We start from the raw sequence: 16,329 nt of genomic DNA on the forward strand, positions 1-16,329 counted from the left end.
AATAAGGTCCGTGCCTGCCATTCAACGCCCAGTGGTAATGTTCGTGATCAGCAAGACTTACCGGGAAGATAAGTCCCAAATGCGCCTCTATGACGCGACACGCGGCAACTGGCGTATCAGTGAGGGAAGTCGGAACCGGGCGGAAATTGCTCTTGGAATTGCAGATGGTGTGGTTCGCGCCGCCTATGAGATTGACAGGTGGGGCAGGGCCGACGACGGTACGGCCCCTTGGGAGGCAGCGGGATCGTCAAGCCGTTGGTACTTCGAAGGGCGCGAGACCGACGAGACGCGGTCGTGGCTGGGCTCGTCCGTTCGGAACCTGGCGCCGGGGAAAGGGGCTGCAAACCCGGTCCGCCTTTTCTTGGAGGGCGTGCCCGGTCCGGTTGACGAAAACGCCAAAGATATCTCGGGTCTCCTGCAAACCGAGGCTCTTGGCAGGATCATGTTCGGCAACAGTGAGCTCTTTCATAGCAACGTCTTGGCATGGATCTTCGAGACATTTCCCGCGCATGCCGATGAAGTGTTCGGATCGTTGGTCGCTGGCGGGGCTGCGGGTTCGGGAGACCGACGTGTAGAGCGCGAGCGGGAGAACCTCGATCTGGTCATGCATTGGCCGGACCGGGGATCCTTGGTGATCGAGAATAAGGTCTTTTCCGTCCCACACCCCGATCAACTTGATAGATACGCCAGCAAGATGTCGAAATGGAAGTTGCCAGTTGGCGGCGCCCTCCTGCTGAGCCCGACCAGACACTCCTTCCTAGAACGTGGATACTCTACAGGGCTTGAATTCAAAGACGGCACCCCGATTGTCTGGCATCACCTTAGCTTCGAGACGTTAGCCGAATCCTTGGAGTTGGCATTCGACGGAACTCCAGATTCGTACGAGGTTGAGACGGTGCGTCGCTACTGCACTGTGCTCCGCGCTTTGTCAGCGCTTATGGCGCATGCACTGATTTCAAGCACCGAGGAGGAGGCTTTCCTCGACGCCTTGACTTTGGCCCGGGCACTACCCAAGCAGGCCGTGACAGGGTTGATGAAAGCGCGGGCCGCCCACGTTGCCGGCGTGCTTAGCGAAAAATTGGCCGAAGCGGGACTCGATCCATCTGGCGTCGAAAGCGGCATGAGCCATTCGCTTCCCCAAGTTTCATGGTTCACGCGGACCATGGCAGGTGACGAGGAAATCTTCGCTGGATGGCAGTATCAAGAGGGCGTTCTGCGCCTTGCCGTGGTCCTCGACCATCTCAATGGCACAGGAATCGACGAAGTCGAAACGGGCAGAGTTTGCTCGGCGATATCCGGAACTCTTCTCGTTTGATCATCTCGACGCCATCCTCGGCACTACGGGCACAGCTCTTTCCTCCAGCTCCAAACAGGAAGGACCATTCGGCCACTTTGATCCAGATTTTGTCTACCTGTACAAGAAAATTGCGGGGTTGTCGGTGCAGCAGCTGCTAGACCTGACGGTCGCACATGCCACCCACCTCGACCGCCATTCCATCGGTCACAACGTCATTGAGGTCAACTGGGGTGGTTCGCCGAATGGGCAGCGATTTGTTTCGGGAAGGCCAGTTGGGGAACCGATACCCACCTCACCGGGCACCGCTCCGCGGCGGGACTGAGGCGCAAATCATAAGTGTGTTGCCAGCCGGGGCACTTGAAGTCCATAGGTATCCAAGTCGTAGCGACGTATCACCTTGGCAGGCACGCTCTCTGGCGCAAGAATGTAAATGAGCGAAACGAGGCTTGGAACAACGTACGCCGGCATTTTGGCATACCGGCGTGTGCTGGATTGCTCGGGCGGCGGTGAAGGCAATGCCAATGGCGGACACGCTGGCATGCAACGAACGCCAAGGTCAGGTCTTCAACCCCAGCTCGCGTAGTGCGGTATCTATGACGCCCCAGACTTCCGCTGTATCTGCTGACCGCTCATGTTCCGCGAGCGCCAGAAGCTGCTGTCGGAGTTGGCTTTCGTGATTGGAGAGCCCGCGGTTGTATGCGGGAGCCAGCAGATAGGAGTGGTTGTCAGTTGCGTAGGCCATCATCATGTCCAGGAAGATCTCGAGTTCCCTTCCCGCGGCCGCAACAGCGGCCTGTGTCGCAACTTTGTCGAAGTCCAGGTCAGGGGCGACGCCTGACATGGGCAAGATATCTAGTCGCCCCGCCCAGACAAGATTTTGCAGTGGCTCGTGAAAGAGGGACAGGACTGTGCCCATCTTGTGACTCTTGGAGGCGTCGCCTGGTAGTGCACGCCTGACGTCGTGAACAATTTCGTGGAAATGGTCGTCGGCGAGACCGAAGCCGACGAATAGCAGATGGTGCGTCAGCAGATGCGCTTTGACCAAGGCAGAGAGGGCGTCCCTGTTGCTGTTGTAGCCAAGATAATCATCCCGTGTGAGCACAATGCTGTCAGGTTGAGTGACTGAGCCGTGCAACTTCAGCAGCCAGTTGTTGCCGACGGCGGGAACATTCTCGGGGAGTACAGTTCGTGGCATTTGAGCATCGCTACAAGCCTTCTCGAAAAGCCTGTCGTAGTTCAATGTGATTGCGCCAGCGGATGGCAGAGTTGCGAGGAGTGCCGGCGCCAGCCCATATTTCGGCAGATCAACTGCCTGTGCAATGGCCTCGCCAAATGCGTTCTGTGATTTGCCCTGATCGGCGTACAGCTGTTCGAGAACGCCTGCTTGGTCAAGCAGATTTAGTCGATCGAACGATTTGTCGTCGATTGTCTCAAACTGGACGCCCTCTTTGAGTTTGCCGAGTAGTTGACTCCAGCTTGGAGCGCCAGCGCTAACGCTGACCCCGGCGCCCAAGAAGGGAACTAGTTGTCCGGCTCGGGCTATGCCACCCAGCGATCTTGCAGTTTCATGCAGTTGAGAACCGAGGGAAGGCCAAGACGATTGGTCGGATGCCCCACGGCGTAGCTTCTGCGCAAGTGAGAAGGCAGCTTTGTCTCGCAGCACCAGGACTAGGTCGATGCCGTAGCGGGACGCGAGGTCAATGCAGGCGTCGAGAATCGCCCGCAGCGCAGCGCCGAGGTGGTTACCGGCCCCACCTCCGGCCGTGCCGAAAAATGGTAAGGCAAGGAGCCGCTGTGGACGCTTGCCTGACTCCGGAATTGCAGCCATGGCACTTCGTACGAATGCTTCAAGCCTCTTGGTAACGGCAGCAGGCGTCCAATTGGCGTCTTCCGGGACCGCGGTCATTATGGGCAGGGGGACATTATTGTCCCAGGGCCGGATCGCTTCAGCGAGGGAAACGCCATCACGAAAGTCTGCCGAGGCCGAAGTGGCAGCGAGCTTCCGGAGCTCAGGATGGGCCACGAGCCAATGGTGCTCGATCCGGACGCTTGCGTCCGTTGGCAAGAGCCATGCGTCACATCTGAGATTCAGAATGTCGGCCATGGCCACGTACACGTGCGGGTTGGTCATGAACTCTGTTTATCAGATGCCTCGCCAGCTGTGGGGTTCACGAGCCGAGAGAGGCATGCATAGCGGACGCGGGCCGGCATGCCGATGAAAGCGCCAGCCCCTCGGACAACGGCACCGGGCGACACTTGGCCTTGTGCCGCCGAGAAATGTCAGTCCCTGAGGTTATTGTTATCTCACCATCGAGCGTTCTTTGCCGGTGGATGGGATATGTGTGGGGGAAAGATTGACTGAAGCGATAACCATGGTGCCCGATCCGCACCTCATGGAGTCGATGCGGGCCGTGGGCTACACCCTCGAAACCGCCATCGCAGATTTGATTGACAACTCGATAACGGCAGGCGCATCTCGCGTTGATCTTCTCTTCTATGGCGAAGGGGACAGCTACGTTGCCATCATTGACGATGGCGCGGGTATGACTTCGTCCGAGGCTCAGAACGCAATGCGGCTGGCAGGAAAGAGTTCGCTGTCAGGCAGAGCAACGAACGACCTGGGACGGTTTGGGCTGGGCCTGAAGACGGCGTCCATATCGCAGTGCCGCGATTTGACTGTTGTTTCAAAAAAAGACGGTGAGCTCCACGGGTACCGGTGGGATCTGGACTACTTGATACAAACCGGCACATGGAGCCTGCTCCGGCTTTCAGAAGGCGAATGCCGTACGCTTCCAGAGTTCTCGGAACTGGAAAAGCATCCGTCTGGGACATTGGTTCTGTGGCGGAAGCTCGACCAGCTGGAAGCCACGACCGGAAACCTGGGGAGTGGGCTCGACGAGAGCATGGTGCGCGTTCGTAAGCACCTGGGGCTTGTATTCCACCGGTACTTGGCGGGCGAGCACGGCAACAAGTTTGATATCGCGATCAACTATCGCGAGATTGAAGGCGCCGACCCACTCCTGCAGAACCACAAGGCGACTCAGCCTGGACCGGTCGAGAAGATATATGTCGAGGGGGAAGTCATCGAGCTTAGGCCCTTCACCCTTCCGCATCTGAACAAACTTAGCAGCGCAGACAGGCAGAAGGCCCAGGTCGATGGGTCCCTGAGGGACAGCCAAGGGTTTTACATTTACAGGGAAAAGCGGCTCGTTATCTGGGGCACGTGGTTCCGGATTGCTCCAAAACAGGAGCTCGGAAAACTCGCGCGCGTACGGGTGGACATCCCGAATACTCTGGATCACTTGTGGGCTTTGGACATCAAGAAGGCCCAAGCCGTTCCTCCGCCTGCCATTAGAAACAGGCTGCGCCAAGTCGCAGACAACATTGTCGGACCTAGTCGTCGTATTCACGAATACAGGGGAAGGCGAGCGGGCGGGGGACCGGTCAGCCACTTGTGGGACGTAGTTGATGACCGGACGTCGTTCCGCTATGAAGTAAATCGAAATCACCCAGCGGTCGTTGCGTTGGCTGGAAGCCTGAAATCAGATGACTCCGCGCTGTTGGGGGCTCTGATCACAATGTTAGAGCAATCATTTCCGGTGGAAGACGTCTACAACAGACTTGGCCAGGATGCAGTTCACTCGCCGCAGGCCGTGGAGGACGCCGAACTGAACATGCTGGCGGTTTCCCTTTGGGAATCCCTAAACGGGACACTCGGCCAAGAACTGTTCGTCGACTCAATGCTCAACGCAGAGCCCTTCAATAACCATCCCCGCGCGCGCGGAATTCTTGAGAATGCGGTAAAGAACTGATGACAATTCCCACTATGGTGTTCCCATTGTCCGCGCTAGAGGGAGCGGTCCTCGGGCTGCTCACCGACCAGACTACGGGTGAAACGAAAATCGGCCTTCAAGAACTAGATGTCAGAGCAGCATTTGACGCATGCACGCCGATCATGCGGACGGATGCCAGCGAAGACGAGTTGGACCAGCTCTTCCGATATATCTTGACCGCAGTGAGCGCGGATATTCAGATTGAAGGCAAACCAGTTACGAAGGACGACCACGAACCGTGGCTCAAAGACAGCAAATCTGAGATCAACTGGCGTAGGTGGCGTGCCTACCGGAAGATGCTGTCCAAGCAGGGGCGTTCCGGACGCGTCCTCGATCGCCTCGACAAGTTCACCGACGACGTTTTGGACCTCGCAGGCAACCCGCAAAAACCAGGCCGTTGGAACCGCCGCGGACTAATCATCGGTGACGTGCAGTCCGGCAAGACGCAGAATTACCTAGCACTGATCAATAAGGCGGCGGATGCTGGGTACAGGCTTATTATCATTCTCTCAGGCAACACCGAGTACCTCAGGCGTCAAACACACGAGCGAGTGGACGAGGGCTTTATTGGCCGGGATACGCGCCGGGTCGGTATGCCGAAAGGGGCTGTCCTCAAGGACGTACACATCGGTGTTGGGAAGATTGACCAAGAAGTCGCCAACGCCACCAGCCTGACCACAGTCCTCATGGACTATTTGCAGGCCACGAAGAACGGGATTGACGTTCCTCTTCCCTCGCAGTCGTCAGGACCACTTGTGTTCGTTCTAAAGAAGAACAAGTATGTCTTGGACGCGGTCAACGGCTGGGCTCGGGGCAGGGCCGACAGCCATGGAACCATAGACCTTCCTGTACTGCTTCTTGATGATGAATCGGATTACGCGTCCGTTAACACAAACGAGGCGGAGGACCCCACCGCGATCAACGGTTCAATCCGAAAGATTTTGTCCAGCTTTACACGGTCATCCTACGTAGCAATTACGGCGACGCCTTTCGCCAACATCTTCATTGATTACGAAGCGTCCGGAAGCGTCGAAGTCGACGGTGAAGCCGTGGACGATCTCTTCCCTGAGGACTACATCTATCCGCTAGAGGCCCCGAACAACTACGTCGGAATACGGGCAACATTTGGTACCGACGAAGAGGACCGTCCGCAGTCGGTACAGTACCTCACTGACGCTCAGCAATGGATCCCGGTGAAACACCGAAAAACCCAACCGGTTGGTGCCCTCCCGGAGAGCCTGAAGGAAGCAATCAGGAGCTACCTCCTTGCGAACGCAATCTTGGATCTTCGAGTTAAGGCACCATCCAAGCGGTCAATGCTAGTCAACGTATCTCGTTTTACTAATGTTCAGGACGTTGTCGGAGACCTATTGACCGAGGAGCTGTACCGATACAAATCAGCTATCGAACTACATGCGATCCCCTACGCTGGCGGGAAAAGTAACGCTGCTCTCGACGAGCTGAAATCCACGTTCGAGAAGCAGTTCGTTTCAACGGGTCCGGCTTGGACCGCGATTCTTGCCGAGCTTCACAAGTCCGTCGCCGACGTCCGAGTGAAGGTCTACAACTCAAGTGTGGACAAGGCGGAGGACGAGGACTATCGCGAGGAGGTTCCGACGAGGCAGATCGCCGTCGGCGGTGACTTGCTCAGTCGAGGACTTACGCTGGACGGCCTGCTCGTCAGCTACTTCCACCGCAGCGTGGGCGCTGCTGACACCATGATGCAGATGGCGCGATGGTTTGGCTACCGTGACGGTTTCCAAGATGTATGTAGGTTGTGGATCAGCGAAAAGTCTGCCGCGGACTATCGGTTCGTGGGTGGAGCGATCCAAGAACTTCGGGACGACCTCGCACACATGCACCGGAACAACATGACACCGCGCGATTTTGGCCTGGCAGTTCAGCAACACCCGGAGTCACTGCTCATCACGGCCAGGAACAAAATGAAGCACACCGTTCAGTACGAGAAGGAGGTCAACCTTCTCGGCCGGAACTTGGAGACTCGAAAACTGTCGGCAGACCTGACAGTCCAAGCGGTGAACTTCGCGGCCGCTCAGGATCTGGCAAAAGCTGCACTGGCTGCCGGCTGCTCAACCGACGAAACCGTCCGCGGCTATACACGGTTCAGAGACGTCCCGAAGGGGCTCGTCGCGGACTTGCTGCACAGCTACAAGGCAGCTGACGACGACATCTTCTTCACTGGAAGCGGGCTCGAAAGGATGGTTCGGGCTAGCCCTGGGGAGCAGTTCCAAACATGGGACGTGACCTTCATGAACGGCCCCAAGAAAAAGGAAGACGCGGAGCTGACAGGCCTGCCTAACCTCGTGCCTGAGAACCCGGTGTTTAAGGTTTCGCGTGCTTTGATGCTCCGACACCTGACTGCCAAGGACGGCACGCTCACCGGATCATCGCTCTGGGTGAGTGGAAAAAAGACGCGGCTCGCGGGAAGTGACGATTTGCGTAGGGTCCTGGATCCGCACGTTGAAGCAGAGGCCATTGCGGCATATCAAAAGGACAAGAAGGCGGAGACTGCCGAGGGAACTGATTCCGCTTCTAGTAGCCACGTTCCCGAACGCGCACTGTATCGGCATCTGCCTCGCCCCCAGTTGATGATTTATGCCGTCGAGCCCAGCCATGAAGAAGGTGTCGAGCACGAAGATGGCGCAACCGCCTCACCGGAGACTGCCGCGCTCAAGGGCGAACTTACCGCGGCTGCAAAGCATCCCGAAGCTGCCTTTATCGCTCTTAAGATTGCTCTGCCGACGTCTGATTCCGATTACAACAGCAAGAACGGCAGGGTTAAGTACGTTCTGAACAAAGTGGCGCAGAAGTACTGGATGGCTGACTATGAGGAGCTGTCATGACTGCTGACTCGTGGACTCCGGAACGCTGGAACGACGAAGTCCGCAGCGGGCTGGTCACTCTCCGTGAGCTCGACCCAATGCTGGCTACGCGGATGGTTTATGGCGCGGACGAAGTCGGTCGATTGAGCTTCGGCCTGATCACCCGCCAACCGCCAGGCCTTCCCCAACTTTCTGATGCGGTATCTATCGTTCGGGCGGAGCGGGAGCACGACGGGACGTGGATACTTCTACTCACGTTGGAGGACCCCAAGTTCAGCGAAGTCTTCATGCAGCTGTGTGGTCATGTGCACGAAAAGGTTTCCGAGGCCGTAACTGAAAGCGCCGGGCTTTCCACGGCCATGGAGTGCTTTGCAGAGTGGCGTCAGCTCTTCCAAGCCTCGAAAAAACGAGTGCTGAGTATGGAGGAGTGCAGGGGCCTGTATGCAGAGTTGGAATTTGGATTCTACGTCCTTGGACCAAGTGTTGGCTCCTCTGTGGTCGTCGAAGGCTGGCAGGGACCTTATGGATCCGACCAAGACTTCCAGTTCGTTGATGTTCACTATGAAGTGAAGAGTCGGCATGCCAGCACTCACGCGTTGAGGATCGCTTCTGAATATCAGCTCGACGGCGACAATATTGTTCTTGTGACGGTTGAGGTTGCCGATAGCGCGATGCCTTTTCCTGGGTTCACGTCGCTCGCGGACAAGGTCGTCCTCGCGAAGGACTCCGTCGCTCTTGACGACGGAGATCTTGAAGCGTTTGACAGTGCACTGGATGAGCTGGGGTTTGACCCAAACGATGAGATATACGGCCGGATGTACTTCAGCAGCCGCAGTTATGACTACTACATCGTTTCCGACGATTTCCCCCGCATCACTCCTCGAGACCTAGCGACAGGAGTGGCCGGGGTGAAGTACCGCCTGGAGCTAACAGCGCTCGATCAATTCGCAATCGATGCAGATATGGCACTCAACCGAATGAAGAATTACGGGGTCATCTAAAGTGAACGTTCAGAGCTACCACGAGAACTTGCTAGCTTCGGTCGGGTCCTTGGCCGACGCCGACGGTGAGTTTACGGCTACGGCGTTCGCGCGACATTGCGCGGAGTTGCTTACAGAAGCAGGAGAGTTTGACGATGTCGTCACCCTTGACTTTGACGGGACGGGGACGCGGCGGCGCAGGCTGAAGGTAAACGGCTACGACCTCGACAACGCCGACAACAGTGTTGCGCTAGTGGCGACGATCTATGTCGGCTCGCCTGAAATTCAAGTCGTTTCCTCCACAGACGCCAAAGCCGCTCTGAAAGCGCTTCAGTACTTTCTAGCCGATTCGCTCGATGGAAGCTTCTTGGAGGGCCGGGAGGAAAGCTCGCCGGCTTACCAGCTTGCTTACGACCTCCGCAACCGCGGGGGCAACGTCTCACGGTACCGTCTTTACCTGCTGACGGATGGGCAACTGAGCAACCGGCTGCGTGAGCTTCCGAGCGAAGCATTGAACGGAATTCCCGTCGATTACCAGCTCTGGGACGTTGACCGCCTGCATCAACTCCATGAATCGCAGAGCGGCCGGGAAGCGCTGCGAATTGACCTACGAGAGTGGCAGGAAGAGGGCCTCCCTGCGCTAAAGGTTGAGTCAACTCCGGAGTTTGCGACCTACCTTGCGTCCGTGCCTGGAAACGTCCTAGCGGGACTCTACGGACGCTACGGCAGCCGGCTCCTGGAGAGCAACGTGCGCTCTTATTTGACCAACAGGGGCAAGGTCAATAAGGGAATCCGCGAGACTATCTACTCTGCTCCCCAAAATTTTATGGCGTTCAACAACGGAGTCACCGCGACGGCCACCTCGGTGCAAACGGATGGTGAGAAGTCAACCATCCTGACTATTGAGGACCTCCAAATCGTCAACGGCGGCCAGACGACGGCGTCGTTGTTCTTCGTTGACAAGGAGGCCAAAGATAAGGCCGTACTGCAGAACGTCTTCGTCCCCATGAAACTGGTTGTGGTAGCGCCCGCCGTGGCCAGCGAACTCGTGCCCAGCATCTCAAGGTTCGCCAACAGCCAAAACGCCGTAAGCGCAGCGGACTTCTTTTCGAACAGCCCTTATCACGTCCGCATCGAAGAGCTGTCACGACGGGTGCTCGCGCCGGCGGTCGCGGGCGCCACGTACAACACAAAGTGGTACTACGAGCGAACACGCGGCCAGTACGAGAATGAGAAGAATAAGCTGCCTAGAGCTGAGGCTTCACGATTCGACAAGCTCTATCCAAAGCACCAGAAGTTCGACAAACCGGCTTTGGCCAAATTCATAATGTCGTGGGAGCAGCGTCCTCACATCGTCAGCGCAGGTGCCCAGAAGAACTTTGTAGCCTTTGCGGAAATGGTGGCAAGAGCATGGGATAAGGATGAATCCTCGATCAACGAGATCTATTTCAAGGACGCTATTGGCAAGGCAATCCTGTTTTCGAGTATCCACTCGGCCGTGAGGAATACCGAGTGGTATCAGCGGGACCGCGCCTACCTTGCCAATATCGTCACCTACACGGTGGCAAAAATGGCAAGCCTTGTTGAGACTCAAGGGCGTGGCCGTTTGATGGACTTCGACCTAATTTGGCGTTCTCAAGCGGCTCCACAAAACGTCTTGGACGTGGCGGTTGAAATTGCTCAGTCCGTGCAGGCAGCACTGACGAGTGAACATCGGCCGACACAAAACGTTACTGAATGGGCCAAAAAGGCAGCCTGCTGGGACCTGGTCCGCGCGGTACCGATCCGGCTTCCTGAGGCTTTCCTCGCTAGGCTTGCTGACCCCGCCACTGTGGCGCAAAGGGGCCGGACTGGGAAGGAAACGCAGAAGATCGACAACGGAATCAACCAACAGACTCGTGTCTTTGAAATACCCAAGGAGCACTGGCTGGAGTTGCGCGAATTCTCGTTGGGAAACGGCGTCGCCAGCCCCACGGACCTAAGTATTCTCGACCTAGTGACGGGCAGGAAGTCAGGACTGCCGACCGAGCGGCAGTCCGCCAGGCTGCTCAACCTTGTCTCCTCCGCAAATGCAAAGGGATTCCGAACGTTTAGTCCCTGAGAGCTGCCAGCATGTCGGCGACAACGTCGCCGATCTGCTTAGAAAGCAGTGGCGGAACGGCGTTCCCCACTTGGTGAAATTGCTGCGTCCTGGCACCTTCGAAGAAGTAATTGTCGGGGAAGGACTGAAGGCGTGCGGCTTCGCGTACCGTGAAACTGCGCGTCTGCTCAGGATCCGGGTGAATGTAGTAGTGCCCGTCTTTGGAAATGTGTGAAACCACCGTCGTGGCAGGTGCGTCCCAAACCTGAACTCTAAAGCGGTCCGTGAAAGGAGTCCCCGCTTTGCCGACGTTCCTGTGTTCGGGATGGAGAGCCGCCGGCAGGTCGGTGTACTTCGGGCTCTTTCCCAGGCGTTCTGCCAGCTCCGCCATCACGCGATACCGCGCAAGATCCGAAACCATGTGTGCGCGGGGCTCGTGCTGTACCGGTATCGTTAGCCTGTCATCCAGCACCCAGGATTCGTACGCATCTACTGCCAGCACGCCGGCCTTTACCGGTTCCGGCTTCGACATTACGTCTATGGCGCGTATCTGGCTTAGTGCCTCAGCTTGGACCGAGACCCAGTCTTGATCGATCTTCGGCTTCCTGCCGGAGGTCTGGGCTCGGATGCTGGGCATCGTCTGGACAGCTGCTCGGACCGTGACTGCCCCGTCAGCCTTCTCGATAATCCGACGAGGAATATTGGCGGCGACATCACTTCGAACCCCGAGCAGAATCACGCGGTGCCTCTTCTGTGGCACGCCGTATTCTTCTGAGCGGATGATGAAGTCGGACGGGTTCAAGTCGCGTGGTTCAGCGTCCACTACTAGTGAACGGATTTCGTAGCTCACACCGCTGGGGAGACGTTTAAGGTCACCCAAGATCGTTTGGAACATGCTGCTGTCGCCATTTTTCGACGAGAGAAGCCCCTTGACATTCTCCATGACAAAAATCGTCGGCTTGAACTTGCCCAGGATGTGGAGATACTCACGGTAGAGAAAGTGCTTGTGGTCTGAGGCGAACGACTCGTCTCCAGTCCTGCGGGACCGCCCGGCGAGGGAATACGCCTGGCACGGGGGCCCGCCGATGAGTGCCCAATGTCCTCGCTCATTCTCCGGACCGAGCTGCTTTTCTATGAAGCTGTCCACCTCGGGGCGGTTGACCTCTCCAAGCTCCACCTGGTAGACGTGAGCCTTCGCAGCTAGATACGCCTCTCTAAAATCACCTGTGAGAACGGAGTGCCACGACTTCTTGCCCTGGATGTAGTCGAAGTACGGTTGCAGATCTCCGCCGGATCGGACGAGCTCCCTGTACGCCGCTCGTAACCTGAGCGTTTGGCACGCAAGGGTATCCATCTCAAAAGATGCCAACGTATTGAAGACGAAGCCGCCCTGCTCGTCTCTGACGCTTGAAAATCCTTCATTCAGGCCTCCGGGCCCGGCGAAGAGATCAATAACTGGAAACACATGCACCCCTTGATATCCGAACTCCAGGATACCAGGCCCGGCTGACAATTTGCTCATCAGCTCGGAGTGGAGGCGCACGACGGCTATTTCATCCTGCATCCTTCACAGCGGGAGCTGATTCGATGACGAGAGCGCTGAGGGCGCTGCGGTCCAAGAAACCAAGGTCACGGTACCCGTAGACCAGCGTCAGCTCCATCATCAGCGCGGCGACGTGTTTGTCCGTCGCGTAACCGCCGCCTTGAGAGGCATGTTCGAGAACGCATCTGACCACGTCTGAAAAGGCCCCGGCTTCTCTGTGGAACAGGGAATTGATGCGATCCTCGTTCCGAAAGGCCTCTCGCGTGTAGGCGAAGCGATCCCCGGTGGCTTTGGAGAGGGGATATTGCAGTTTTGGGTCATATGTCATGGCCGCCACCCACCACAGACGGGAAATGCCATGCCGGACGAGCGGGTCACGAGAGGAATTCAGCATCAGCCAGCGGTCTTGAACGCGGCCCTTCCAGTTCCTCACCTCGGCAAGGGGCCATCGTTTCTCCATATAGTCTCGGTATGTGGCGAACGCAAGATACGTCCAGAGCCGCCGGTCGGATGCGTTGGCCCGATCGAGGACGCCAAGGTAGTCGTAAACTACAGGGGCGTTTTCAACATCACGTCCGGTGCTTCCTTTCGATCCGGCATCTAAAGAGTCCGGAACTCCCAGGTTCAGGTGAAGTTCCAGCTGGTTCTCTGGCCGGCCGATGATGATGTCAGCATCAGCCAGAAAATCGTCCGGCGTCTGAGCGACGTCGAGAGCGGACTTGAGCTCGAACACCGCCTGGTTGGTCAGTGCGCGGGCGTGATTGTTTTCCATCATTCGTCCCCCAAGCCGTCGAATGGTTTCATCAGTGAGGCATCCAGCGGATGGCCCAGAATTTTTTGTGCCAGTTCAAAAGAATGGTCCTCATAGGATCCTGACTCTTGCACAAGCCGGTTCACCGCCGTGTACCATTTCTTGCCGGAGAGGTCTTCCCCCTCGCTCTCAGCCGCTAAGTTCTCCTTGATGAAGGAAATCGTCTGCATGAGCGCAGGCAGGACTACGAGACTGATCTGCAGGTCCGGCCGCTCCTGTAGCAGGCCAAACCCGGGAAGCGTCTTTTCGGGGAAGGCCACGAGCACATGTTCGTCGTCAAAGAATTTAACCTTCAGGCCCTTCTTGAGCTTCGGGTCCGCGATAAATCGGAAGCATGACCCTACTGGTGGCGAGAGCGGATCGTAGCGCTTCTCCGGCTCGAATTCGAAAAAGCCACCGTCGGCGAGAACATCTCCCGGGAGGATGCTGAAGGATGCGCCCGCATAGTCACTGTGTTGGTTTTGGAGGCTGTATGGATCGACTGGGCTGGTCGCAATGATCCTGATTTCAACCTTGACTGTGCCGCGGATGTCCTGTTGATCAATCCATCCGATGTATGTGCTGCCGTCGACATGCTGCTGGTGGACCGAGGCGCTGACCTCACCGCTGGCGATGGTGGAGCTGCAGGTCCAGCGGAAACTATACCGGGCAGTGCCGTCATCCATGAGCGACTGGATGTCCGGATCGCTCATCCGAACTTGAAACTTGATCTCCACGTCATCCACGCTCGGCGCGATGGTGACATTGACAACTTCAATGGAGGAACCCACGTCGTCCGATGCGTCGAGCACCGGATGCGGGTAGGAACCCCTCTTCGTGAATGTATTCACTTAACCCCCAGACGGTAACGGTGATTTGATGAGAGCTTGAGCCGGACGTGAGAAGTAATGCCTGCCTTCAGCTGCAGCTGCGATAGGACGTTGCCCTGATGCTTCAAGGGCTCGCTGGCGCCTCCAACGGTCAGCACGCCTTCGGAAATGGGCAGCATGTAGTCGTCCTCCATGCTGCCTCCAGGCCCAAGGGGCACAAGTTCGAGATCGCCGGAGACGTCCTCCAGAGGGGTTATAGCCAAGCACAAGTCGCCGGTCGTGGCATCTGACCAGCTGCGGAAGCGCACCTCTCCCGCCGTGATCCTTCCGGCGCCTTTTCCCTGCTCGCCGTCCCCAGGCAGAGTGCCGCCTTTCTTATTCCGGGTGCCTTCACCGCCCTGATCCTTGCCCTTATCCGTGGGGGAGGTGCCTTCGGCGCCGGCCGAAGTCCGTACACCGACGCGGACTGTCGGACGCTCTCGCGTCGCGACCTGTGTCAGTTCGCCGTCCGAGCCCTGCACGGTGCTTGACTCTTGGTCAGTGCCGGGACCGTCCTCCGGTGTTCCGGCGCTGCGCAGAGTCCCGGACTTTTCCTCGAACAACTCAGTGGGCAAATACCGCGCCAGACCCTTGATGACGACCTGGTCGCCGATTTGCTGTTTGACTCTGCTCTTGAGACCGTCTCGGACGAAGTTCTTGAGTTCACGCAGCAACGACTCGCCGTAAGCAGCTCGGCCGGGATCCCACTTGTGATGCTGCGGAGGCTCCAAGGTGCGCAGCAGCTTGTTTCCGTGGTCATCCGAGCACTCCAAGACGGCCGCATACTTGACCGGAATGGAGGTGTGGCGAAAGACGTCGATTCTCATCAACGGTTTCCGCACGGTTATGGTGTGCAGGGTCTTTTCAAGGCTGTCGTCGTCGATGTTGATGTAGAGAGCCAACTTGCCGAGCCGCTTGCTCGTATGCCGGATCGGTTCGGGGTCCCTAATGGCGCGGTAGAAGGCCTGAGCCTCCGCGTCCTCGACAACGTGCTTTTCCAAGCTGACCTGATCCAGCTCCCAGGTATGCGTGGGCGTGATGCCCTTGACGATCAGTCCTCCGCGGTCAATCGCCATCAGAAAGTTACGCATGAACGCGACCTTGATGTGCTGCAGATCGGGGTCCGCTCCCGATTTCCGGTATCCGAGGATGAAGACGTCCGTGCCCGGCTCGGTGCGCATGGGGAAAGGTCCCAGGGCTTCCGGGTTGCGCAGGTAGCGGAAATCCTTCTCATCGGTGAGGTCGGTGTAAAAGCCATCTCCGCCACGCCATACATCGTTCGCGTCGCGGTGGCTGGCAAGGCAGCTGTAGCCGGCGAGAACCGTCTCTTTTTCGTCTATCGGCAACGACGTGTAAAGGACGGTGCTCATGTTCGAGGCCATTGGGCCGACGGCGGATCCGATACCGAAGGACCCGCCACGGGAGCCGTCGTCCGCGGAGATTCCCGCCCCCCTCGTCAGGGCGCTCAGGGGTGAAGTCGGATCGTGCATTGATTCGGAGCCCGTCAACCCCTTGGTTCCGTAGTCGCTGATCCTTAATACTGAAATCATCTCCTGCTGTGAGGTCCGGAGCGCCGTGGCCATGGCCTCGTGGCCCTGGGTCCCCCTTGTCTGACGCTCAACCTGCTCCAGGTGCGTACGCAGTCGGGTTATCCCCGGAATGAGCTCAGTCGCCATCTCCGCCAGCTCGAACACCATAGTGACGGGACCTAGACCGACGCGGGCATCGATTGAGTTCTGCGCTGTCTCCCGCACGAGCGAGGACTCCGCGAGGGAACCTTCGAAGAACTGCTCGGCAGGGGAGACTGCGCCCTGCGATGCGCTTCTTCCGGACCTCTCAAAGTAGAATCCAAAATTTGCATTATTCATTCAAACGACACCTTTCTACTGGAGGGACTGGCCGGATCGAAGAGCGCCCTCACCTCTTTGAGTTCGGCCTCGATGGGGCGAAAAAGTGCGTCCACCTCTTCGGGGGTGTACTCGTAGTTCTTTCGGTTCGCTAAGTTCCCTAACAAGGAAATTTCGCGAATCAGTCTGTCGCCCCGTGTCGCCCCGAGGCGCCTGAACCTTTCGTTGCGCGATTCGCTAGACATCA

At 57.6% G+C, this 16,329-nt stretch carries 10 protein-coding genes; 5 read left to right on the plus strand and 5 right to left on the minus strand.

Annotated elements, in window-relative coordinates; translation table 11 throughout:
- Positions 1-43: 43 nt before the first annotated feature.
- Complete coding sequence (locus MRBLAR12_RS19645; RefSeq protein WP_364747803.1) at positions 44-1,315, plus strand: PD-(D/E)XK nuclease family protein; 1,272 nt, start codon at positions 44-46, stop codon at positions 1,313-1,315.
- A 538-nt stretch (positions 1,316-1,853) separates the two neighbouring features.
- Here MRBLAR12_RS19645 and MRBLAR12_RS19650 read toward each other — a convergent pair.
- On the minus strand, positions 1,854-3,428 hold the full coding sequence (locus MRBLAR12_RS19650; protein WP_364747805.1) for an SIR2 family protein: 1,575 nt from the start codon (positions 3,426-3,428) through the stop codon (positions 1,854-1,856).
- Between the two features lie 223 nt (positions 3,429-3,651).
- On the opposite strand from MRBLAR12_RS19650, the gene MRBLAR12_RS19655 reads away from it, so the two are divergent.
- The 4 genes from MRBLAR12_RS19655 to MRBLAR12_RS19670 are packed head-to-tail and all read left to right on the plus strand — an operon-like array spanning position 3,652 to position 11,054.
- The gene (locus MRBLAR12_RS19655; RefSeq protein WP_364747807.1) at positions 3,652-5,109 is read left to right on the plus strand and encodes an ATP-binding protein; all 1,458 of its coding nucleotides are present in this window, start codon (positions 3,652-3,654) and stop codon (positions 5,107-5,109) included.
- On the plus strand, positions 5,109-7,994 hold the full coding sequence (locus MRBLAR12_RS19660) for a Z1 domain-containing protein (RefSeq protein ID WP_364747809.1): 2,886 nt from the start codon (positions 5,109-5,111) through the stop codon (positions 7,992-7,994). The genes MRBLAR12_RS19655 and MRBLAR12_RS19660 overlap by 1 nt, the downstream gene beginning before the upstream one ends.
- Positions 7,991-8,974 (plus strand): PD-(D/E)XK motif protein, encoded by a 984-nt coding sequence (locus tag MRBLAR12_RS19665; protein ID WP_364747811.1) that lies wholly within the window; start codon positions 7,991-7,993, stop codon positions 8,972-8,974. The genes MRBLAR12_RS19660 and MRBLAR12_RS19665 overlap by 4 nt, the downstream gene beginning before the upstream one ends.
- A 1-nt stretch (position 8,975) precedes the next feature.
- Positions 8,976-11,054, plus strand: a complete 2,079-nt coding sequence (locus tag MRBLAR12_RS19670; protein WP_364747813.1) for an AIPR family protein — start codon at positions 8,976-8,978, stop codon at positions 11,052-11,054.
- Here the strand turns inward: MRBLAR12_RS19670 and MRBLAR12_RS19675 are convergent.
- The 4 genes from MRBLAR12_RS19675 to MRBLAR12_RS19690 are packed head-to-tail and all read right to left on the minus strand — an operon-like array spanning position 11,044 to position 15,932.
- Entirely contained in the window at positions 11,044-12,597 is a 1,554-nt protein-coding gene (locus tag MRBLAR12_RS19675) for a DNA cytosine methyltransferase (protein WP_364747815.1), read from the minus strand. The two genes, MRBLAR12_RS19670 and MRBLAR12_RS19675, sit on opposite strands and share 11 nt — an antisense overlap.
- Positions 12,587-13,351, minus strand: coding sequence for a DUF6339 family protein (locus tag MRBLAR12_RS19680; protein WP_364747816.1), 765 nt, complete (start codon positions 13,349-13,351; stop codon positions 12,587-12,589). Before MRBLAR12_RS19680 ends, MRBLAR12_RS19675 begins: the two co-directional genes overlap by 11 nt.
- Positions 13,348-14,217, minus strand: coding sequence for a hypothetical protein (locus MRBLAR12_RS19685; protein WP_364747818.1), 870 nt, complete (start codon positions 14,215-14,217; stop codon positions 13,348-13,350). The genes MRBLAR12_RS19680 and MRBLAR12_RS19685 overlap by 4 nt, the downstream gene beginning before the upstream one ends.
- Entirely contained in the window at positions 14,214-15,932 is a 1,719-nt protein-coding gene (locus MRBLAR12_RS19690) for a hypothetical protein (protein ID WP_364747820.1), read from the minus strand. The genes MRBLAR12_RS19685 and MRBLAR12_RS19690 overlap by 4 nt, the downstream gene beginning before the upstream one ends.
- Between the last annotated feature and the right edge of the window lie 397 nt (positions 15,933-16,329).

This window comes from Arthrobacter sp. LAR12-1-1.1 (assembly GCF_040676555.1).
Taxonomy (GTDB): domain Bacteria; phylum Actinomycetota; class Actinomycetes; order Actinomycetales; family Micrococcaceae; genus Arthrobacter.

Coding starts and splice junctions, on each gene's coding strand:
- MRBLAR12_RS19650 (WP_364747805.1), bottom strand. CDS start 3,428: ATGACCAACCCGCACGTGTACGTGGCCATGGCCGACATTCTGAATCTC.
- MRBLAR12_RS19660 (WP_364747809.1), top strand. CDS start 5,109: ATGACAATTCCCACTATGGTGTTCCCATTGTCCGCGCTAGAGGGAGCG.
- MRBLAR12_RS19665 (WP_364747811.1), top strand. CDS start 7,991: ATGACTGCTGACTCGTGGACTCCGGAACGCTGGAACGACGAAGTCCGC.
- MRBLAR12_RS19675 (WP_364747815.1), bottom strand. CDS start 12,597: ATGCAGGATGAAATAGCCGTCGTGCGCCTCCACTCCGAGCTGATGAGC.
- MRBLAR12_RS19680 (WP_364747816.1), bottom strand. CDS start 13,351: ATGATGGAAAACAATCACGCCCGCGCACTGACCAACCAGGCGGTGTTC.
- MRBLAR12_RS19690 (WP_364747820.1), bottom strand. CDS start 15,932: ATGGTGTTCGAGCTGGCGGAGATGGCGACTGAGCTCATTCCGGGGATA.